Here is a 20155-nt window from a genome sequence, read left to right on the forward strand (position 1 = left end):
GCCGCAGCCATTGCGCCGCGGCGCCTGCGCTGGTACCGGCCCGCCGAAAGTTCAACGGAGCCCGCCAGCCATGTCCGAGATCAAGAAGGTCGTCCTCGCCTACTCCGGCGGCCTCGACACCAGCGTCATTCTCAAGTGGTTGCAAGTGACCTACGGGTGCGAGGTCGTCACCTTCACCGCAGATCTCGGCCAGGGCGAAGAGCTGGAGCCGGCACGCGCCAAGGCCAAGCTGCTCGGCATTCCTGACGAGAACATCTATATCGACGACTTGCGCGAGGAATTCGTAAGCGACTTCGTGTTCCCGATGATGCGGGCCAACGCACGCTACGAAGGTGACTACCTGCTGGGTACCTCCATCGCGCGTCCGCTGATCTCGAAGCGCCTGATCGAAATCGCACGTGAGACTGGCGCAGACGCCATCGCACACGGTGCGACCGGTAAAGGTAACGACCAGGTGCGGTTCGAGCTGTCCGCCTATGCGCTTGATCCCAGCATCAAGGTCATCGCACCGTGGCGCGAATGGGACCTCACGAGCCGCACTGCGCTTATCGCGTGGGCCGAAGCACATCAGGTTCCGGTGCCCAAGGACAAGCGTGGCGAAAGCCCGTTCTCTACCGATGCGAACCTCTTGCACACCTCATCGGAAGGGAAAGTGCTGGAGGATCCATGGGAGGAAACACCGGACTACGTCTATTCACGGACGGTCGATCCCGAACAGGCGCCGGATACGCCTGAATACATCACGATCGACTTCGAGCGTGGCGACGGCGTAGCACTGAATGGCAAGGTCATGTCACCCGCGACGTTGCTCACGGAGCTGAATGAGCTCGGGTACAAACACGGGATCGGCAGGCTTGACCTGGTAGAGAACCGCTTCGTCGGCATGAAGAGCCGAGGCATGTACGAGACACCGGGTGGCACGATCTATGCTGCCGCGCACCGCGGAGTCGAGCAGATCACGCTGGATCGCGGTGCCGCGCACCTCAAGGATGAGCTCATGCCCAAGTACGCGGAGCTGATCTACAACGGCTTCTGGTTCGCCCCGGAGCGGGAGATGTTGCAAGCCGCCATCGATCACTCACAAGCACGTGTGAACGGTACGGTTCGCCTGAAGCTCTACAAGGGCATGGCTTCTGTGGTCGGCCGTAAGTCCCCGGACAGCCTCTACTCAGAGCGTCACGTGACGTTCGAAGACGACGCCGGGGCGTACGATCAGAAGGATGCAGCCGGCTTCATCAAGCTCAACGCGCTTCGCCTGCGCCTGCTCGCCCAGCGCGATCGCTGACACAGCGACACCTTACCACATCCTTACCTTCCGGGGGCCAGCCGTTCATCGAACACGATGAGGCGCCCCCACAGGGGTGCACTTCTCCAGCATATCACTGTACCCGTCGTTTCGCACATGCGGGATGAAGTGGGAGCATACATGACAAGCACCCCGAAGACGGGCGCAGCCCGTCGGGCGATCGCGCCAGCGATTGCACTTGCTGCGGCGGTAGCGCTGCCGATCACGGGCCTCGCACTTACAGCGGCGACGCCGGCTCTCGCGAAGGAGCAATCCTTTTTGCCTTCCGCGGCCCCAATGGCAGCGGTTGCAGCTGCTGGTTCAGTGGGCGAATCCTTGGCTTCCGCGTCCGACATGGGAACGTCCGATTTCGAGGTCATCGGCGACGGCATGGCCAGCTATTACGGACGCGAGCTTGCAGGAAATCGTACCGCAAGCGGCGAGCGCTTCGATCCGTCTAAGCTTACGGCAGCGCACCGGACTCTCCCGCTGGGTACGAACGTACGGGTCACGAACCAGCGCACTGGTGAATCTGTCATGGTGCGGATCAACGATCGTGGTCCCTTCCACGGCAATCGCATCATCGACCTTTCGGAGGCCGCTGCCAGCGAGATCGGCATCCGAGCCGCGGGCCGAGGCATGGTTGAACTCGCAGTCGAAGCAGACTGACCCATTGGCCTTGTCTCAATCAAGCTGACTATCAGCTAAGCTACGGTCTTAAGCACACGCTTTGTGAGGCCGGCGCGAGAAACGAGGGGTGGGGAGGTAATCCGCGCCGGCGCTCGCAACAGACAACATTCACGCCTGTAAAAGCGTTCCCGCAGGTCGCTGAGGCGCCCTGCGCGAGCGCTGAGCCGTGTCGGGCGGCGTCTGTGCTAGACGCCACACGATCAGGCCTTTTCCGCTAGAGGACTGGTGGCCAACAGGTGGTCGACCACTTGCGGATCTGCCAAAGTCGATGTGTCTCCCAGGCTTCCGGTATCGTTCTCCGCGATCTTTCGTAGAATGCGCCGCATGATCTTGCCAGAGCGCGTCTTGGGGAGCGCGGGAGTGAAGTGAATGACGTCCGGCGTCGCAATGGGGCCGATCTCCTGGCGCACCCATTTAATGAGTTCTGCCTTGAGTTCATCGTCCGGCTGTACTTCCACGTTGGTCGTGACGTACGCATAAATCCCCTGGCCTTTTACAGCGTGGGGCATTCCAACCACCGCGGCCTCCGCGACCTTGCAGTGTGCGACGAGTGCACTCTCGATCTCGGCGGTGCCCATCCGGTGGCCCGAGACATTGATGACGTCATCAATGCGACCGGTAATCCAGTAGTAGCCGTCAGCATCCCGACGGCAGCCGTCTCCTGAGAAGTAATAGCCGCGGTAGGTCGTAAAATAGGTCTGAAAGAAGCGCTCGTGATCGCCCCAGACGCTGCGCATCTGTCCGGGCCAGGAGTCCGCGATGACGAGGCTGCCCTCCGCGGCTCCTTCCAAAATCTTCCCCTCGCCATCCAGCAGCAGCGGACGGACTCCGAACATGGGAAAAGCAGCCGATCCGGGTTTCAGAGGCGTTGCGCCTGGGAGAGGCGTAATCATCGCGCCTCCGGTTTCCGTCTGCCACCAAGTGTCTACGATGGGGCATCGGCCCTCCCCCACGACCCGGTAGTACCATTCCCATGCTTCGGGATTGATGGGCTCACCGACTGACCCGAGGAGGCGGAGTGACTTGCGGCTGGTTCTGGTGACCCACTTGTCGCCCTCAGCCATCAGCGCACGAAGAGCGGTAGGGGCTCCGTAAAAGATCTCGACCTGGAACTTGTCCACCACCTGCCAGAAGCGAGAGGCATCGGGGAAGTTCGGTACACCCTCGAACATGACTGTCGTTCCGCCGTTCATCAGCGGACCGTAGACGACGTAAGTATGCCCGGTGACCCAGCCCACATCGGCAGCGCACCAGTAGATCTGACCTTGGCGATAATCAAAGACGTACTCGTGCGTCATGGCAGCCCAGACAGCGTACCCGCCCGTGGTATGCAGGACGCCCTTTGGCTTCCCGGTCGATCCCGAAGTGTAAAGGATGAACAGCGGATCTTCCGCGTTCATCTCCTCTGGTTCGCAACTGGCGGACTGGTCGCCAGCAGCGCTCGTCCAGTCAATATCGCGCCTGTCAACCTTGGTCACGTCCGCGCCGGTATGCGCAAGAACGATGACAGTTTCTACGCCCGGTGCATGTGCCAGTGCCACATCGACATTCGCCTTCAGAGGGACTGCCTTGCCGCCTCGGCGCCCCTCATCTGCTGTGAGCACTATGCGACTGTCGCAGTCCTGGATCCGGCCGGCGAGAGCTTCGGGCGAGAAGCCAGCGAATACGATCGAATGGATGGCGCCAATCCGCGCACATGCCAGCATGGCAACAGCGGCCTCGGGCACCATCGGCAGATAGATGGTCACGCGATCACCCTTACCGATCCCGCGGCTCCTCAGCAGGTTCGCGAAACGGCAGACGTCCTCGTGAAGCTCGCGGTACGTGATCCGCCTCTCCTGGTCTGCCGGGTTGTCCGGCTCCCAGAGGATAGCGACCGTGTCGGCACGTTCAGCAAGGTGACGGTCGAGGCAGTTCGCGGAAAGGTTCAAGGTACCGTCCGCAAACCAGCGGATGCCAAAATCCGCCTCGTCGAAGCTCGTCTCCTTCACTTGGGTAAAGGGCTTGATCCAGTCGAGGCGCTTTGCCTCACGCCGCCAGAAAGCATCTGGGTCGTCAATCGAGGCACGGTACATTTCCTGATAGCGGCCATTATCGATCAGCGCCTCCTCGGCCCACTTGGCGGGGACGGGATACACGGGCTGAGACATGGTCACTCTCCTGAAATTCTTCTTGTGCGCGGGTTCGGGGGCCGTGCTGCCATCTGAGTGTAGCACAGCTGAGGGCGGGCTTTACAATGGCCGCGCAACAGCAAAGCCCACGTCAGATTGTTGCCAGATCCGGCAGCTCATCAAGATACTTGTCCAGCGTGATCGGGTAATCACGGACCCGAACGCCCGTGGCGTTGTACAACGCGTTCGCCAAGGCCGCTCCAGGACCGCAGATCCCTAGCTCGCCGACGCCCTTCGCTTTGAGCGGTGAGGCAATCGGATCCTCCGTCTCAAGGAACACCACTTCCTGGTGCGGAATGTCCGCGTGAACGGGAACCTCGTAACCTGCCAAGTCGTGGTTGACGAAGAAGCCAAATCGTTTGTCTACCGCAAGCTCCTCCATCAAGGCGGCGCCTGTTGCCATTACCATGCCGCCGATCACCTGGCTTCGTGCAGAGAGCGGGTTCAGGATCCGCCCGGCATCACAGACCGCAAGCATGCGGCGAATGCGCGTTTCACCGGTAAACACATCGACGCCCACCTCGCAGAAGTGCGCAGCGTAAGTCCCCACGTCATATTCGCGCTTGAACTCGCCAAACGTGATCTGATCCTCAGCTGCCATGCTCCCCGCATCGGTGAGCGGGATCGTGCGATTGCTCAGGTGTATGCGGCTGTCCGCAAATGTCGCCGTGTCCCCATTGAAGCCCAGCTTCTCACCGATCGCACGGCGTAGGCTGACGCAGGCCGCATAAGTGCCCGCTGTTGAGCTCGCCGCGCCCCACTGCCCGCCCGAGCCGGCTGAGGCGGGAAAACGCGAATCCCCCAGCTTGACCGTCACCTGCTCCAGAGGAACTCCCATCGTCTCGGCGGCGGTCTGCGCGATGATGGTATAGCTACCGGTTCCAATATCAGTCATATCGGTTTCCACCGTGATCCGGCCATCGGTCTCCAGCCGAACACGCGCGCCGGATTTCTGAACCGGACCGCCGCGGTATCCCGCTGCGACGCCCATGCCGACCAGCCAGCGGCCGTCCCTCACCTGCCCTGGCTTGGTGGCCCTGCGCGACCAGCCGAACCGCTCGGCCCCATCCCGCAGGCAACGGACAAGGTTGCGATCAGAGAACTTCTTGTCGGGAGTGCCCGGGACGCTCTGCGGCTCGTTTCTGATCCGCAGCTCCACCGGATCCATGTCCAGCAGCTCCGCCAGCTCGTCCATGGCCGCTTCCAGCGCCAGATGACCAACCGCCTCCCCCGGAGCGCGCATGGCATTCCCCTCTGGAAGGTCGAGCGCGGCTACATAGTTCGCCGTCAGCCGGTTCTCACCAGAGTAGAGCTTCGGAGTCTGCAGCGTACCGTCTTCGCCCTCCGAACCGTACAGATTACCGGACCAGTTTTCGTGCGCGATGGCGGTTATGCGGCCGTCTCGCTCCGCGCCGATCCGCAGTCGCTGGATCGTCGCGTGACGATGCGTCGTGTTGTTGACGACGAGGGGACGTTGCAGTGTAACCTTAACCGGGCGACCGGCCGCCTTGGCGCCTAGCGCGGCCATTACCGCGTCCGACCGGATAAACAGCTTTCCGCCGAAGCCACCGCCGATGAACGGAGAGTCGATGCGGACGTTCTCTGGCTTCATGTCCAGGATCTGTGCCATGCTCGACTTCGCCCAATCGATCATCTGGTTCGAAGTCCATAACGTCAGTTGATCGCCGTGCCATGCGGCAATCGTCGCATGCGGCTCCATCATGGCATGGGTTTCGTCAGGCGTCGTATACTGGGCATCGAGCTTTACGGGGGCCACGGCGAAGGCAGCTTCGAAATCGCCGCGAAGCTTGCGGTCCGGTTTGCCGCCCCTCCCCTTCGCCAGACCGGCGGCAGGCGCAGCCGCGGCGAGATCGAAGGCGCCCTCCTCGCGACCGTAAACCGTGCGGATGAGACCGGCTGCGGAACGGGCCTGCTCGAAAGTCTCGGCGACGACGCAGGCGATTGCCTGATGATAGTGAGCGATCTCGTCCCCACCAAACAAGGGAGCGATGTTGGAACGCGCCTTGCCCAAGGGCTGTGTTTCCGGCGCGGCAACGATCGCGATCACGCCGGGCGCCGAGCGGGCCTCCGACAGGTCCATCGAGACGATCCGCCCCTTGGAAATCGCTGCGCCGACCACATACCCGTAGGCCTGGTTCGGCGCGACGTCATGCCTCTCGTACGCGTATGGCGCCGTGCCCGTGGTCTTCAGCGGTCCGTCGATCCGCGGCGTAGGCTTCCCTACGATCCTGGACTTGTCGAACAGGTTGGTTCCCGCCGGTGCGTTGAACTCCATGGCGCGTCAGCTCCTTGCCTGTGCGATCACAGATGCGAGCGTGCGCTCTGCAAGAGAGATCTTGAATTTGTTGTCCTCAGTGGGTTGCGCGTCAGCGAATACCTGCGCCGCCACGGCGGGAGCTCCTAGTGGCAGTGCCGCCTCCGCGGCCTCCACTCGCCACGGCTTGTGGGCAACGCCGCCAAACGCCACTCGCCCGCTGCCGTCTTTCTGCAGAACTGCCGCCACGGACACCAGGGCGAAAGCATACGAAGCCCTGTCCCGGACCTTGTGATAGAAGTGCCTGCCTCCTATCGGCCGCGGGAGCGTAACAGCAGTGATCAGTTCACCCCGCTCTAGTGAGTTGTCGCGCTGAGGCTGGGTTCCCGGCAGGCGATGGAACTCGGCGATGGGAATGGTCCGCGCCGTTCCGTCAGCCTTGACCGTTTCGACCGCCGCATCAAGTACCCGCAGGGCAACGGCCATGTCACCGGGATAAGTGGCGATGCACTGGTCCGACGAGCCGATGACTGCGAGTTGCCGTGAATAGCCACCCAGCGCAGCACACCCGGAACCAGGCTTGCGTTTGTTACACGGCATGTTCGTGTCGTAGAAATAGGGGCAGCGGGTGCGCTGGAGAAGATTGCCAGCCGTAGTCGCCTTGTTGCGCAACTGCCCACTTGCGCCCGCAACGATTGCACGCGTTAACACACTATAGTCTCGGCGTATCCGCGCATCGGCGGCCACCGCTGTGTTGGTGGCCAAAGCGCCGATCCTCAGACCGCCCTCGGTGGTCTCTTCGATTGCGTCGAGCTTGAGGTCCTGCACATCGACAAGATGCGTGGGCGTCTCGATCTCCAGCTTCATCAAGTCGAGGAGATTGGTCCCGCCTGCCAGGAACATGGCGCCCCGCCTGCTTGCAACGGCAGCTGCGGCCTGTTCGGGGCTCCTGGCTCTCTCATACGTGAAAGACCTCACGCCTTAGCCCCCGCCACCTCGGCAATGGCCTCCGCGATGTTGGAGTATGCCCCACACCGACAGAGATTGCCGCTCATACGCTCACGAAATTCGATGTTGCTCGGTTCGGGCCGGGACGTGACATCCGCCTGAACGTGGCTGGGGATCCCAGCTTCGATCTCTTTCAGCACTGCTACGGCCGAGCAGATCTGCCCCGGCGTGCAATAGCCGCACTGATAACCATCGTGCTTGATGAAAGCGGCCTGCATGGGGTGGAGGCGATCGGGTGTGCCGAGCCCCTCGATAGTGGTCACTTCGTCTCCCTCGTGCTGAACCGCCAGGCTCAGGCAAGAGTTGATCCGCACTCCGTTCACCAGGACCGTGCAGGCACCGCACTGTCCGTGATCGCAGCCCTTCTTGGTGCCCGTAAGCTTGAGGTGCTCCCTCAGCGCGTCGAGAAGCGTCGTTCGCGTATCGAGAGAAAGTTCAACGTGCTGACCGTTGACTTCAAAACTGACCGGCACTGCACCTGGCTCCCGTTTTCGCGTTGCGGAGTGGGCGGATAGCGGCACAGCCGTGAACGCCGCCGAAGCCGCGCTCGCTGCAAGCACACCTCGGCGTGAGAGGCCGTAACCGGCGCTTCCTGCCATGAGCCGCATCTCCTTCCATCATGCGCAGCCATAGCCGGGCGAATTGCCCGCCGTGACTACCGATCCCGCCATCGAGGGAGAAGATCGGGCGATCCGCTAACGCGTGAGAGGCGATACGGATGCTCGCCTATCTAGGCGGCTACGGCCCCAGGCGCAATCTAGCGAACGAAGGCGCGCGCAGAGCCCGCGCGCGCCTTAAGATGGCTGCAGATCAGTTTGGCTGGTCAGGCGCGCACAGGAGTGCCTTTTCAGAACTTCATGGAGAATGGATCGCGCTTGTCGCCAGAGAAGTCGATGAAGACGTTCTTCGTCTGCATGAACTCAAGGATGCCTGCCTCACCGCGCACTCGGCCAAAGCCGGAATCCTTCATTCCCCCGAACGGTGCCTGCGGTGCCGCCACTCGGTAGGTGTTCACCCAAACGACACCACTGTCGATCGCGCGCATCATGCGCATGCACCGGGTGATATTCTCCGACCAGATACCGCTGGCGAGTCCGTAGCGTGTATCGTTGGCGATCTGCACCGCTTCTTCCTCTTCGTCGAAGGGAATGATCGAGAGGACCGGACCGAAGATTTCCTCGGCGGCCACCTTCATCTCGTTCCGGACGTCGGCAAAGATTGTGGGCTCGATGAAGAAGCCCTTCTCCAGACCGGCCCCTTCGGCACGGCCGCCGCCTGCGACGAGACGCGCGCCGTCGCCTTTGGCTGCCTCGATGAACGAGAGGATCTTGTTGAACTGCGGCTCGTTGGCAGCAGTGCCCATTTCCGTCTCGGCGAGGCGCGGGTCGCCCATGCGGATCATCGCTGCACGCTTGGCGAGGCCCTCTACCATGCGGTCATAGATGCCGCGCTGGACCAGTAGGCGCGAACCGGCAATGCAGGTCTGCCCCGTGGCACCGAAGATACCTGCAAGCGCTCCGATGAGGGCCCGGTCAAAATCGGCATCATCGAAGACGATATTCGGCGATTTGCCGCCAAGCTCCATCGTCACCGGCTTAAGGTTGCCGCCCGCGACCTGAGCGATGGCCCGGCCGACGCCGGGGCTGCCGGTGAAGCTGATCTTGTCGACGTCCTTGCTGCTGGTGAGCGCCTGGCCGACTTCCGCAGCACCGGTGACGACCTGCACCACGCCGGCAGGAAAGCCCGCCTTCTCACACATCTTCGCCACTTCAAGAGTTGTGGTGGATGCATGCTCGCTGGGCTTGAGGATCACGCAGTTACCGGCAGCAAGAGCGGCAGGCAGTGTGTTCGTCAGGATCGCTACCGGCGAGTTCCAGGCGGTGACGCAGGCCACGACGCCGTAAGGAACGCGTATCGCGAGATCGAGCGTGTCCTTCTGGTCGAGCGGAACAACATCGCCGTGCATCTTGTCTGCCCAGGCCGCGTAGTAGCGAAAGATGCGAGCGGCATAGCCCATCTGGTTATGAGTCTCGCGAATGACCTTGCCGTTGTCGGTGGTCTCGAGCAGCGCCATGCGATCTGCATCGGCGTCCAGCATGTCGGCGACTTTGTTGAGCAGCCTGGCCCGCTCTCCCGGCGAGGTCTTGCTCCATGCGGTCTTGTAGGCGCGGCGCGCGGCGGCCACTGCCTCTGCCACGTCGTCCGCAGTCGCGACCGCAACGGTGGCGTGCACCTCTTGATTGTAGGGGTTGATCGCCGGCATCGTCGCGCCGTCGGAAGCATTGCGCCACTGCCCGTCGATAAAGAGCTGGTAGGTCGTCATCATGTTCTCCAGGTGCGGCCGGACAGTGCCTCTCCGGCCGCATCATTTCTCTTCTCGGTGCCTAGGCCGACTGTCCGGTCGTGACCGTCGCCACCATGTTCTTGGCCTCGCCCTGCTGCGTCCACACCTCCGCGCCGTTATCTCCGGGCTCACCGCAGACATGAAGTGGAACGCCGTCAAAGGCAGGCTGCTGGCCGCGGAAGCTGAAACCGGTGATCGGCTCATCCAGGTTCCGCTCGGCGATGCCGATAAGGAGCGTCGCCTGGAGTGGACCATGGACGACCAGCGCAGGATAGGCTTCTTCTTCGACCGCATAAGGCCGATCGTAATGGATCCGGTGACCATTCATTGTCAGCGCGGAATAGCGGAACAGCAGCACCGGATTGGGATCGATCTGCTCCACCCATGCCGTAGCAGGTGCCGGGGCCGCGGTGGGCACCGGTAGGCTCGCGCTCGCAGGCTCCCTGTAGACGAGATCCTGCTCTTCGGTGATGGCCACGCCCTCTCCTGCGTTCAGCTCGTGACGCACAGTTACGAAGACGAGTGTGCCGGTGCGACCGGTCTTCTCAGTGACCGATAGAATGGTGGACGTCTTGCTCACCTCCGCGCCGAGCAGCAGCGGTCTGTGGAAGATCAGACGCCCACCCGCCCACATGCGTCGCGGCAGCGGCACTGGGGGAAGGAAGCCGCCCTTCGCCGGGTGTCCGTCGGTCCCTAGGCCAGCGGGCGGCTTCACATCCCAGAAGTAGAGCCAGTGGTGCAGCAGGGGCATGCGATCGCCAGCCTTGAGGCTGCCCTCGCCGCCAAGCGCCAGGCTCAGTGCGTTGCTGCGCGCGCAGTCAAATGTGTCGGTGGAGGTCTGGCTGCGTCCAACCCAGTCGTCGAATTCGCTCAAGCTGTATGCCCTTCCTTGAAGTCAGTTGTGCGCGTCGGTCGCGCGAAGGCGGTGCCCGCCACGGTGGCAAGGCCCGCGAGAAACAGCAGCGCGCCCGTTGTGCGGGTCAGACCCTGCACGACGAAGAGTTGCGCCACGAACGGGACTACTGCACCGCCCAGGATCCCGCCCGCATTGAAAGCGAGCGACACACCTGTGTAGCGCGAGCGGACCGGGAACAGGCTCGCCAGCCAACTCCCGAGCGGTCCGTTGTTGAAGCCGAGGACCAACATGGCGGTGGAGAGTGTGGCGCCGAGAATGAACAGCGACCCTGAGCGCATCCCGGCCTCGAAGATCAGGCCGACCAGCGCGGTTGCTACCGCTCCACCCATGAGTACGCGCGCCGGGCCAATCCCGTCACCAAGGCGTCCGGCTGCCAGGATGCCCACCACGTAGAAGCAGTTCGCCACCATCTGGACCACGAGGATCGCCTGCCGGTCGTATCCCAGCTCATCGACCGCGAGTGCCAGAGCAAAGGCGGTGGCGATATAGAACACCGCGAACGTCGCGACGACGCCTGCCGCTCCCGCAAGGAGGTGTCCGCCATGTCGTGAGACGATCTCGACGAAAGGCACGCGCACAACCTCATCGCGCTCCAACGCGGCGCGGAACTGCGGCGTCTCTTCGATCTTCAGGCGAACGTAGAGCCCGATCGCCACCAGCAACGCGCTTGCCAGGAACGGGATCCGCCACCCCCAGTCCATGAACTCCTCCTCGCTGAGCAGCACGCCCAGGAGCAGGAACACGCCGTTGGCCGCGAAAAAGCCTATGGGCGAGCCGAGCTGCATGATCGATACGAAGCGGCTCTCCCATCCCTTGGGCGCATGTTCGGCGGTGAGCAGGGCTGCCCCCCCCCACTCTCCCCCAAGGCCAAACCCTTGCCCGAAGCGCATGAGGCACAACAAGGCAGGCGCTATCCATCCTGCCACGGCGTAGGTGGGCAGCAGCGCGATGAGGAAAGTTGAAATGCCCATCGTCAGCAGCGAGGCGACGAGCGTAGACTTGCGGCCGATCCGGTCTCCGAAATGACCGAAAAACACCGCACCGACAGGCCGTGCGAGGAAGGCAATGCCAAAGCTGGCGAAGGCCAGGAGCGTCTGCGCCGCCTTGGACTCCGCCGGGAAGAACAGCGGCCCGAATACGATGGCGGCAGCGGTTCCGTAGATGAAGAAGTCGTAGAACTCGACAGCCGTGCCCATCGACGCCGCGAAAAGCACGCGGCGCTTGTCACGCATAGGGTTCGCTGAGAGCGTGCTCATCGCTGGTGGAGCAGCGGCAGGCCGGGGCGCGGCCAGTCGACCGCGATGAGAAGGCCATGGCCCGAAACCGTGATGTAGGCCGTCCGCATATCAGGGCCACCAAAGCATATGTTGGTGCAGTATGGTTCCGGGCCTTCCCAGTACTCAAGCTTCTCACCTTCGGGTGAGAACACGGTGATCCCGCCGGTGACGAGCGTCCCCACGCAGACGTTGCCGTTCGCCTCAAGCGCCATCGAGTCAAAGCGCTGATACCCTGTCGCTTGCCCGAGGAGTTCGCCACCGTTCGGCGATGGCCAAGCCTTCTTGCCGACTTCTCCCCTGCCGCTGATGGGCCAGTGCCACAGCCGGCCTGTCTCCGTCTCTGACACGTAGAGCGTCTTTTCGTCCGGCGACAAAGCGCACCCGTTGGGTGTCACCATCGGGGATATGGCTTCGCGAATGTAAGCGCCGTCTGCAGATGCGTGATAGACCGCTCCGCTATCCATCTTCCGGTCGTAGGTCTTGCCGTGATCGGTGAACCACATGTCACCATTCGCATCGAAGGTGATGTCGTTCGGCCCATTGATAGGCACCCCCTCACACTCCGAATAGAGCGTGGTGACCTCACCGTTCGACAGATCAACGCGCTGGATCGAACCTCCCTCGTAATCGTGCGCGCGGCCGTGCGGACGATTATAGCCGTTGACGCCGAAGATGTCCTCCTGGAGCCAATGAAAGCCGCCATTCTGCGCGACGTAGCATGCGCCATCCGGGCCTATCGCCGCACCATTGGGACCGCCGCCCAGATCTGCGACGACCTCTTTTGTCCCGTCAGGCTGGACGCGGATCAGCCGCCCACCCTTGATCTCCACCACCAGGACCGAGCCGTCCGGCATGGCGATGGGACCTTCGGGGAAGATCAGGCCGTCCGTTACAACCCTGTAGTCAAGCTTACGAAGCTCCATCGATCCTCTTCCTCATCCCGTTTTTCGGACGCCGCTATTTACGGTCGACCACTTCGATGATCGCCGGGAAGTATTTCTCCCCAATTCCTTGATCGATCGCTGCTTGGTAGTACTCGGTCACGAGGCGCGGCAGACGCGGCTCAACCCCCATTTGTTCTGCGAGTTCGATGGTATAGCCGATGTCCTTCACGGCGTATGCCATTGGGAACGCCCTCTCGGGAAAGTCCCGCGGTGCCATCGCCTTCCTGCCGTGGTTTTGCAGCGCAAAGGAGTTGCCCGAACCCAGGCCGACAGCCTCGATCAGCTTGTCAGGCGTCACGCCAGCGCGTTCGGCCACTACCATCATCTCGGCGAGAGCGGCGACCTGCTCGAAAAGGAGCGTGTTATTGATGAGCTTGACCACTTGGCCGCAGCCTACGTCGCCACAGTGGGTCACGTCAGAGCCGAGGTAGTCGAGCAGGGGCTTGATGCGTGTGAACAGCCCTTCGCTAGCGCCGACCATGATTGAGAGTGTGCCATCAACCGCCGCCTGGCGGGCGCGCGCCACCGGAGCATCAGCGAACGAATGGCCTTTTTCCCCGAGCAGCGCCGCGACTTCGCGTGCCTCGGCTACGCTGGTGGTGGACAGATCGATCACGATCGTACCGGGCGCCGCGTGGTCCGCGATTTCCGCACTGACCGCCCGCACCTGCTTGCCGCCGGGTAAAGAAAGAAAGATGACCTGTGCGGCGCGGGCTACGTCCGCGACAGAGTTCGCCTGTATCGCGCCCCCTGCTACCTGCACAGCAAGCGCCTCCGGGTTCATGTCAAACGCATGGAGCGGCGCAGGATGCTTCCTGACCGCATTCGCACACATGCCGCGGCCCATGGCTCCCAAGCCTATGAAGCCAAGCACTGGTGCCTCACCCTTGTTTGCTTCCGGCTTGTCCACTCCCAACTTCCTCTCGATGTGATGCAGCTCTTTGACCGCTTTTCAGTAGATTACTTCGGCATCCTCAAGCGCGCGGCGCTCGTCGCGACCAATGCCAAGCAGGTTCCCGTAAACATGATCTTCGTGTTCCCCGAGTTTGGGCGTGCCACGATGGATCCCGATCTCCGCCCCCTTCGACAGGCGCATCGGTACTCCCACCGCTGCACGCAGCTTGCCATCGGGTTCGGCCACTTCGACGATCGCTCGGCGAGCACGCAAGTGCTCGTCACCGGCAATCTCAGGCGTGGTCCATGATGCGTGCGCGCCGATTCCCGCCTGTTGCAGCTTGGCGGCCGCCTCGTTCGCGTCTTGCGTGACCGTCCACTCGGAAACGATTGCGTCGAGAGCGACGCGGTTAGCCTGCCGATGCGGCTCATCCACAAAGCGCTGGTCGGTGGCGAGTTCGGCACGGCCCATCAAGCCGGTCAGAGCCCTCCACTCCGCATCGCTTGTGATAGCAAACGCCAGCCAGCGATCTTCTCCTTTCGCGGGATAAACGCCATGCGGAGCCATACGGGCGTGGGCGTTACCTTGCCGAGCTGGCACGCCTCCCGCTGCAGCGAGCAGCAGCATGTCGCCCACCAAAGACGCAGCCACTTCGCGGGCGGCGACGTCGACATGGCCGCCCTGCCCGGTCGCTCTGCGTCGCTGGAGAGCAGCCATCACGGCCACTGCGGAGTTCATGCCGACGGTATGGTCCATGACGTGGCGGATCTCAACCGGAGGTCCGTCCTCATAGCCGGTCAATTCACCGAGCCCGCCCCAAGCGCCAAATAGCGGCGCGTAGCCAGCAAAGTGCGAGTCTGGGCCGCTTTGCCCCGAGGATGAAACCGAGAGCATGACGATGTCATCCTTGACGGCCTTCAGTGCCTCATAGCCAAGGCCCAGCCGGTCCATCACGCCGGGGCGAAAACTCTCGGCCGCAATGTCGCTGACGGCGACGATCCGCTTGGCCAGCGCGATACCCTCGGCTTTCTTGAGGTTGATGCGAACCGACATCTTGGTAGACGCGACCTGGTCGAACGTCGCCGGGCCCATCCGGCCATAGACCGGGTGCGGCTTACGGAAAGCGTCAGGCCGCATGGCGCTCTCGATCTTGATGACCTCCGCGCCCAACTGCGACAGCAGATGGGTGCAGAATGGGCCGGCGTTGTGCACGGTAAAGTCGGCGATGCGGATACCCGCGAGCGGTTTTGCCATTGTTCTAGCCTTGCGCCTGCGCGAGGATGGATGCGTCCCGCAGCGAAGGCGGACCGCCCTCCAGCGTCAGCGGCGCAGCATCGAAGTGGAAAGGCGACACGAGCACGTTGAGCTCGCCGGCGTCCTCCACGTCTACCTTCTGGAACACGCCGCGATGACGTTCCTGCGGATCTGCGAGGATTTGCGCGGGGGTCTTGTAGCGCGCCAACGGCACGCCGAGCTTCTGCCCGGCGCTGACGATCTCGTCGACCTTGCGCACTGCGGCCCAGGCGCGGATATGTTCATTGATCTCAGGACCCCGCCGGCTGCGCTCCAGCGAATCCTTCAGCGCCGGATCGAGCGCCCATGCGGGATTACCAAGAAGCTCGACGAGCCCGTCCCACTGCCGCTGCTCCAGCGTCAGGAGTTCAAGATATCCGTCCTCGCACGGGATCACACCGCCGTAGCGGAAGCTGCGTTCCACCCGATGCTCGATCGAGCCATCGCCGAGGCGCTGGATCGCGAAGGCCCCGACCGCAAGATTGGCGTCTTGGCATGATACGTCGACGTACTGCCCGCCGCTCTCGGGCCGTGCCCAAAGCGCCGAGAGCGCACCGAGCGCCGCCGCGATGCCGCCCTGCATGGTGCCGAACTGTCCGCCGATCTTGAGCGGAGCACGATCCGGAAACATCTCGACTGCAAGGCCATTAGGCAGCAGGTTGCCCTCACCACCTGCGTGCTGGATGACGATGTCCTCGCCCTTCCAGCCACACTTGGGCCCCGAAGCACCAAACGGTAGCACAGAGACGTGGACGAGCTGCGGGTGACGCGCCGCGATCGCAGCCTCATCAAGGCCCAGAGCGGCCCGCTCATCCACTGGTGTATCGTCGATGAAGATATCCGCGGAGTGGAGAAGCTCGCTCAGGCGAGCCTCTCCATCGGCGACATTGAGGTCAACGACCTCACTGCCCATTCCTGCCGCCAGATAGGCAAACAGGGCACTGGTCGCACCCGGCTTGCCGTCCTGACAGGGAAGGAACGGCGGCTCGCGACGCAAGGGACTGCCGCCGTCCGGCTCGATGAGAAGGACTTTCCCACCCATCGTGCCAAGCAGCCTCGCTGCGTAGGCAGCGGCCACGCCGGAGGCGCGAACCACCACCTGCAACCCACCCAAAGGCGCGCGAACCGTTTCCACTGCGATCGCCTTAGCGGACGACGGGCAGTTCGAGATCGAGACCCGCACCGTCGACGAAGACCTTCGTTTCAGGGTCGAGCGACGGCAGGACGACGGTTGCCAGGCCCGGCGTGGTCAGTTCGCCGCGCTGGTTCTCGCCCTTGATCTCGATGTCGACGAGGGCATAACCGTCCTTCTTGTACTTGCGCGTCACGGTACCACGTGCCCAAGTGCAGTCGCCCATCGTGTTGAAGCGGCTCATGCGGGTCTTGATGCGCTTGAGGAAGCCGGCGTCGCCCATCCAGTTGGTGACGAGGCTGGCCATCCAGGCTGAGCGCTGTGGACCGTAGTCGTAGACGCCCGGGACGCCCACTTCCTTCGCCGTCGACTCACGATGGTGACCGATGCCGGTGTATTCGATACCGCCGCCCGCTTCGGGATTGCGGAAGAAGTGGCCAGGGTGCTTGACCGCGTTCTTGAAGATCACCCCGTGGGTATGACCACGGCCACAGCCGACCAGGAAGCCCATCGTGTCCATGAGGCTGAGCGGACCGCGAACGATCTCGGGCAGCTTCTCACCTTCCTGAACTTCTTCCCAGTAGCGGACGTTGCCACCGCGGATGTTCTTTTCTTCGTCCAGGATTGCCTGGTCGATATGCTCGAACTCCTCGGGCGTGTACTCGTGCGTCTTGATGTCGGAGTACTTGCCGGCCTCGCGCGCTGCCTTGCGCTCGTGGCGGGTACATGTGCCGAGTGCGCGGCTGACCAGTTCGCCACGCTGGTTAAAGTAGCTGGCTTCAACGTACTGTAAGACGAGAGTGCCGGAGAACTGGCTCTCCTTGACTTCCACACCGACCACCCGCTCGATCGCGGTCAGGCGATCGCCGGGACGGATCTGACGGAAGATTTCCCAGTCGTTGCCGGCATAGAACCCGTGCACGCCAGGCAGACCCCAGCGGGTGCGACCGACCCAGCCGAACGCCATTGGGAAGTTCGGATGCGCGATCATCGAGCCGTGGCGCGAGAGGCGGCCATGCTCAAGGTCGCGATACAGGGGATTAAGATCGCCGATGCCGTTGCAGAAGTTGCGGATGGTGTCTTCTGTCGCGTCCTGCAGATAAGGCCCCTCGGGGCGCAACTGCATGCCGATCATGTTCTCGGCCGCCTTGATCGCTTCCGGAGTGATCTTGCCCTCTGCCGGCGCTCCACCGACTTCCTTGTCTTTCACGTCCGTCGCCATCGATTGCTCCTGTTGCGGAAGCCAGAGGCCTCCTGATGTCCATTGATGGATAATGCATTATCCATTGAGTCGCAAAAAGTCCACCCTGGATGCCCGAAACATGCCTGGTTTTCGCTTGGGAAGAGAGGCTAAGACGCCCAGTCGAAGTCGGCGCTCTTCACGATAGCGCCGTAGCGCCCCATACAGGCGATTGCATGCATGTGCTCGTCCGCTGTCACACCGGCACAGCAGTTTTCCAGGACAACGACCTCGTAGTCTCGATCATGCGCTTCACGCGCGCCGGAATGCACGACGCCGTTCGTGGAAACACCGCACATGACAATGCGCTCAATACGGTTCGCACGAAGGATTGCTTCGAGCGAAGTGGCATAGAACGGGCTAACTCGGTGCTTTTTGATGTCAAAATCGCCATCCTGCGGCGCAAGCGCCTCGTGCACTTCGTTTCCCCAGGTCCCGAACTGAAAGATGCCGTTCTTCCGCGCACCGGAGAAAATGGGCGATGCTTCTGGCGCTTCGCGATAATCGGGTGAGAAGCCTACACGAACGTAGCCCACCTGCGCTCCGGCAGTTCGTGCTGCGGCAATCGCGGCAGCCGTGTTCTCGAGAACACAACGCTCCTTCACCTGGATGCCGTACGTCTTCGCGTTGAAGCCGTCTTCGGCGACGAGGTCGTTCATCATGTCCATTACGAGGAACAGTGTCCGCTTCATGGGTATTTCTCCACTTTGCCTTTGCTGTCGGCGTCCTGCAGGGATGAGCGCAATTCCTGAAACCCTGCCTCAATGTGCTGCCGTGTAGCCAGCATCGCACCTGCGGCATCCCCTGCAATCAGAGCAGCCAATAGCTCATCGTGCTCGTCGGCAGCCCGGCCAACTCGGCCTTTTAGCCGGTTGATCAGGTCGAACGGGTAGCGGGCCCATAGGATCTGCACAAAGTGCAGTGTCTGCGGCATCGCTGCGATCTCGAACAAACGGTGATGGAACCGATAATTCGCAGCCCTGGCGGCCTCGTTATCTCCGGCTTCGTAAGCGGTGGCGAACTCCGAGGAAAGCACCTTCAACTCTGCGATCTCGGCAGCAGTGACCTTCTCGGCCGCACCGCGCACGAGCTGGCTCTCGAGCAGAATCCGCAGCGAGAGGACCTCGCTCGAGGCGTCGAGATCAAAGGGTGCCACAACGGCGCCACGGTAGCTGTCCCCCAGCACATACCCCTCAGCGGCGAGCAGCTTGAGCGCCTCGCGAACGGGCGTGATGCTGGTCTTCAACAAGTCAGCGATTTCCTGCTGCTTGAGCCGAGCACCGCGTGCAAAGCGTCCCGAAATGATGCCTTCTCGCAGGAAATCAGCGACTTGCTCTTCTTTCGTGCGAAACTGCATCATCATCGGTCAATCACCCCTTCTGACGGACCGGAGCCCAAGCAAAGTCGCCTGCCTGATACGCTTTCGCCGCCCCGGTTTCCAGCAGGGCGGCCACCTGCGCTGGATCATAGCCCAACTCTATCAGCAGAGCCTCCGTATGTTCGCCGATCTCGGGCGGAGGCAAGTTCGATGCAACGTTATGCTGCCCCGGGAACTCGGGAACTTCGAAGTGGAGGCCACGAAACTCTATTTCGCGCAGTTTTCCGGGTTGGCGCGCCTGCGGCCTCTCCAGAACCCGTTCCAGTGGCATCACCTCGTTGAAGCCCAGCCCTGCCGCGCGAAGCCTTTCCTCCACCTCGGCGAAGGTGAGTTTACCAACTGCCGCTTGAACTGCCCCCTCAACCGTCTCGCGCTGTGCCTTGCGATCACGCAGCTTGGACAGCGTAGGGTCGCCATCCTCCGGCATTTCTAGCGCAGCTGTAAGTCGCGCCCAGTGCACGTCGGTCAGGATCAGCAGGTATACCCACCGCCCGTCTGCAGTGAGGTATGATCCGTAGCCCGGCATGGAGAACTCACCTCCGCCCTCCTTCTCAAGCCGCCCGAGAAGTTGGGTCTTAAGCTGCATGCCAGCCAGATCTCTGGCGGCCAGATGCAGACCGGTCTCGTAAAGGCCGATCTCGATCCGGCGATCAGCCGCACTTGCGTTGCGATCGAGAAGAGCCGCAAGCACGCGAATAACCGCGTAAGTCCCAGCGAACTGATCGTGGTAAGACGGCCCGAACCGCGTCGGTCGCCCGTCTACCCGGTGATCGTCCATGGCTCCGGTGGCAGCCTCCGCAATCGGGTTGGTCATCAGATCGTCTGCCTGGGGCCCGTGCGTGTAGCCCTTGATGTGAACGTGCACGATCTCGGGATTGGCGGCCATGCAGTCATCGGCCGTCACGCCCAACTTGCGCGCGGCAGCCGGCGCCAGATTGTGGATCACGATGTCCGCCGTCGCCACGAGGCGGCGGAAAACATCCTTGCCCTCGGCCGTCGTCAAATCGAGACACAGCGCGCGCTTGGAGTGGCTGTAAGCGACGATGGTGCCCGAGGGCCCGCCGCGAACGAGGGCGCGTGTCGTGTCCCCGCTCGGCGGCTCGATCTTGATCACCTCGGCACCAAGGCTGGCGAGGATGTGTGTCGCAAAAGGGGCCGCGATCATCGTACCGAGTTCGATGACGCGCTTACCCGCAAGAGGTGTGAAGGTGTTAGCCATCCGCATGGACTTGCAGATTGTGCATCATATATCAAGAGCTCGTCGACGCGGTTTGCTGGGATGGACGCCTCGCACAACTTGCATGATC

Annotated in this window: 17 protein-coding genes; 2 read left to right on the forward strand and 15 right to left on the reverse strand. The window is 62.5% G+C overall.

Annotated features, from left to right (window positions below):
- The first annotated feature begins 70 nt into the window (after window positions 1-70).
- Both ABUH87_RS13845 and ABUH87_RS13850 read left to right on the forward strand, forming a co-directional pair.
- Window positions 71-1285 carry an argininosuccinate synthase gene (locus ABUH87_RS13845; protein ID WP_367774568.1) on the forward strand — a complete coding sequence of 405 codons (1215 nt, stop codon included), beginning with the start codon at window positions 71-73 and terminating at the stop codon, window positions 1283-1285.
- Between the two features lie 141 nt (window positions 1286-1426).
- On the forward strand, window positions 1427-1954 hold the full coding sequence (locus tag ABUH87_RS13850; RefSeq protein ID WP_367774570.1) for a septal ring lytic transglycosylase RlpA family protein: 528 nt from the start codon (window positions 1427-1429) through the stop codon (window positions 1952-1954).
- A 221-nt stretch (window positions 1955-2175) separates the two neighbouring features.
- Here the strand turns inward: ABUH87_RS13850 and acs are convergent, their stop codons facing one another.
- The 15 genes from acs to ABUH87_RS13925 form a co-directional block, all read right to left on the reverse strand.
- On the reverse strand, window positions 2176-4125 hold the full coding sequence (acs, locus tag ABUH87_RS13855; protein ID WP_367774572.1) for an acetate--CoA ligase: 1950 nt from the start codon (window positions 4123-4125) through the stop codon (window positions 2176-2178).
- A 112-nt stretch (window positions 4126-4237) separates the two neighbouring features.
- Window positions 4238-6442, reverse strand: a complete 2205-nt coding sequence (gene paoC / locus ABUH87_RS13860; protein WP_367774574.1) for an aldehyde oxidoreductase molybdenum-binding subunit PaoC — start codon at window positions 6440-6442, stop codon at window positions 4238-4240.
- A 6-nt stretch (window positions 6443-6448) separates the two neighbouring features.
- Window positions 6449-7399 carry an FAD binding domain-containing protein gene (locus ABUH87_RS13865; RefSeq protein WP_367774576.1) on the reverse strand — a complete coding sequence of 317 codons (951 nt, stop codon included), beginning with the start codon at window positions 7397-7399 and terminating at the stop codon, window positions 6449-6451.
- Window positions 7396-8028 carry an aldehyde dehydrogenase iron-sulfur subunit PaoA gene (gene paoA / locus ABUH87_RS13870; protein WP_367774578.1) on the reverse strand — a complete coding sequence of 211 codons (633 nt, stop codon included), beginning with the start codon at window positions 8026-8028 and terminating at the stop codon, window positions 7396-7398. Before paoA ends, ABUH87_RS13865 begins: the two co-directional genes overlap by 4 nt.
- 248 nt (window positions 8029-8276) lie before the next feature.
- Window positions 8277-9755: an aldehyde dehydrogenase gene (locus ABUH87_RS13875; protein WP_367774580.1), complete on the reverse strand. Its 1479-nt coding sequence runs from the start codon at window positions 9753-9755 to the stop codon at window positions 8277-8279.
- A gap of 58 nt (window positions 9756-9813) precedes the next feature.
- A complete protein-coding gene (locus ABUH87_RS13880; protein WP_367774581.1) occupies window positions 9814-10647 on the reverse strand; it encodes an HTD2 family dehydratase in 834 nt (277 codons plus the stop codon).
- Window positions 10644-11921, reverse strand: a complete 1278-nt coding sequence (locus ABUH87_RS13885; RefSeq protein ID WP_367774583.1) for an MFS transporter — start codon at window positions 11919-11921, stop codon at window positions 10644-10646. The genes ABUH87_RS13880 and ABUH87_RS13885 overlap by 4 nt, the downstream gene beginning before the upstream one ends.
- A gap of 20 nt (window positions 11922-11941) precedes the next feature.
- Window positions 11942-12889: an SMP-30/gluconolactonase/LRE family protein gene (locus tag ABUH87_RS13890; protein ID WP_367774585.1), complete on the reverse strand. Its 948-nt coding sequence runs from the start codon at window positions 12887-12889 to the stop codon at window positions 11942-11944.
- Window positions 12890-12923: 34 nt separating this feature from the next.
- Window positions 12924-13820: an NAD(P)-dependent oxidoreductase gene (locus ABUH87_RS13895; RefSeq protein ID WP_367774586.1), complete on the reverse strand. Its 897-nt coding sequence runs from the start codon at window positions 13818-13820 to the stop codon at window positions 12924-12926.
- A gap of 42 nt (window positions 13821-13862) precedes the next feature.
- On the reverse strand, window positions 13863-15059 hold the full coding sequence (locus ABUH87_RS13900; RefSeq protein ID WP_367774588.1) for a CaiB/BaiF CoA transferase family protein: 1197 nt from the start codon (window positions 15057-15059) through the stop codon (window positions 13863-13865).
- A gap of 4 nt (window positions 15060-15063) precedes the next feature.
- Complete coding sequence (locus ABUH87_RS13905) at window positions 15064-16233, reverse strand: CoA transferase (protein ID WP_367774590.1); 1170 nt, start codon at window positions 16231-16233, stop codon at window positions 15064-15066.
- Between the two features lie 10 nt (window positions 16234-16243).
- On the reverse strand, window positions 16244-17452 hold the full coding sequence (locus ABUH87_RS13910) for an FAS1-like dehydratase domain-containing protein (RefSeq protein WP_367774591.1): 1209 nt from the start codon (window positions 17450-17452) through the stop codon (window positions 16244-16246).
- Between the two features lie 128 nt (window positions 17453-17580).
- On the reverse strand, window positions 17581-18162 hold the full coding sequence (locus ABUH87_RS13915) for a cysteine hydrolase family protein (RefSeq protein WP_367774593.1): 582 nt from the start codon (window positions 18160-18162) through the stop codon (window positions 17581-17583).
- Window positions 18159-18833, reverse strand: coding sequence for a GntR family transcriptional regulator (locus ABUH87_RS13920; RefSeq protein WP_367774595.1), 675 nt, complete (start codon window positions 18831-18833; stop codon window positions 18159-18161). The genes ABUH87_RS13915 and ABUH87_RS13920 overlap by 4 nt, the downstream gene beginning before the upstream one ends.
- A 7-nt stretch (window positions 18834-18840) precedes the next feature.
- Entirely contained in the window at window positions 18841-20067 is a 1227-nt protein-coding gene (locus ABUH87_RS13925; RefSeq protein ID WP_367774597.1) for a CaiB/BaiF CoA transferase family protein, read from the reverse strand.
- Between the last annotated feature and the right edge of the window lie 88 nt (window positions 20068-20155).

It is taken from the genome of Novosphingobium rhizovicinum (assembly GCF_040813635.1).
Taxonomy (GTDB): Bacteria; Pseudomonadota; Alphaproteobacteria; order Sphingomonadales; family Sphingomonadaceae; genus Novosphingobium; species Novosphingobium rhizovicinum.

Excerpts from the sequence above, each read along its gene's own strand:
- ABUH87_RS13850 (WP_367774570.1), top strand. The coding sequence starts at position 1,427 with ATGACAAGCACCCCGAAGACGGGCGCAGCCCGTCGGGCGATCGCGCCA.
- ABUH87_RS13910 (WP_367774591.1), bottom strand. The coding sequence starts at position 17,452 with ATGGCGACGGACGTGAAAGACAAGGAAGTCGGTGGAGCGCCGGCAGAG.
- ABUH87_RS13845 (WP_367774568.1), top strand. The coding sequence starts at position 71 with ATGTCCGAGATCAAGAAGGTCGTCCTCGCCTACTCCGGCGGCCTCGAC.
- ABUH87_RS13915 (WP_367774593.1), bottom strand. The coding sequence starts at position 18,162 with ATGAAGCGGACACTGTTCCTCGTAATGGACATGATGAACGACCTCGTC.
- ABUH87_RS13925 (WP_367774597.1), bottom strand. The coding sequence starts at position 20,067 with ATGGCTAACACCTTCACACCTCTTGCGGGTAAGCGCGTCATCGAACTC.
- ABUH87_RS13885 (WP_367774583.1), bottom strand. The coding sequence starts at position 11,921 with ATGCGTGACAAGCGCCGCGTGCTTTTCGCGGCGTCGATGGGCACGGCT.
- acs (WP_367774572.1), bottom strand. The coding sequence starts at position 4,125 with ATGTCTCAGCCCGTGTATCCCGTCCCCGCCAAGTGGGCCGAGGAGGCG.
- ABUH87_RS13920 (WP_367774595.1), bottom strand. The coding sequence starts at position 18,833 with ATGATGATGCAGTTTCGCACGAAAGAAGAGCAAGTCGCTGATTTCCTG.
- ABUH87_RS13875 (WP_367774580.1), bottom strand. The coding sequence starts at position 9,755 with ATGATGACGACCTACCAGCTCTTTATCGACGGGCAGTGGCGCAATGCT.
- paoA (WP_367774578.1), bottom strand. The coding sequence starts at position 8,028 with ATGGCAGGAAGCGCCGGTTACGGCCTCTCACGCCGAGGTGTGCTTGCA.
- ABUH87_RS13900 (WP_367774588.1), bottom strand. The coding sequence starts at position 15,059 with ATGGCAAAACCGCTCGCGGGTATCCGCATCGCCGACTTTACCGTGCAC.
- ABUH87_RS13890 (WP_367774585.1), bottom strand. The coding sequence starts at position 12,889 with ATGGAGCTTCGTAAGCTTGACTACAGGGTTGTAACGGACGGCCTGATC.
- paoC (WP_367774574.1), bottom strand. The coding sequence starts at position 6,442 with ATGGAGTTCAACGCACCGGCGGGAACCAACCTGTTCGACAAGTCCAGG.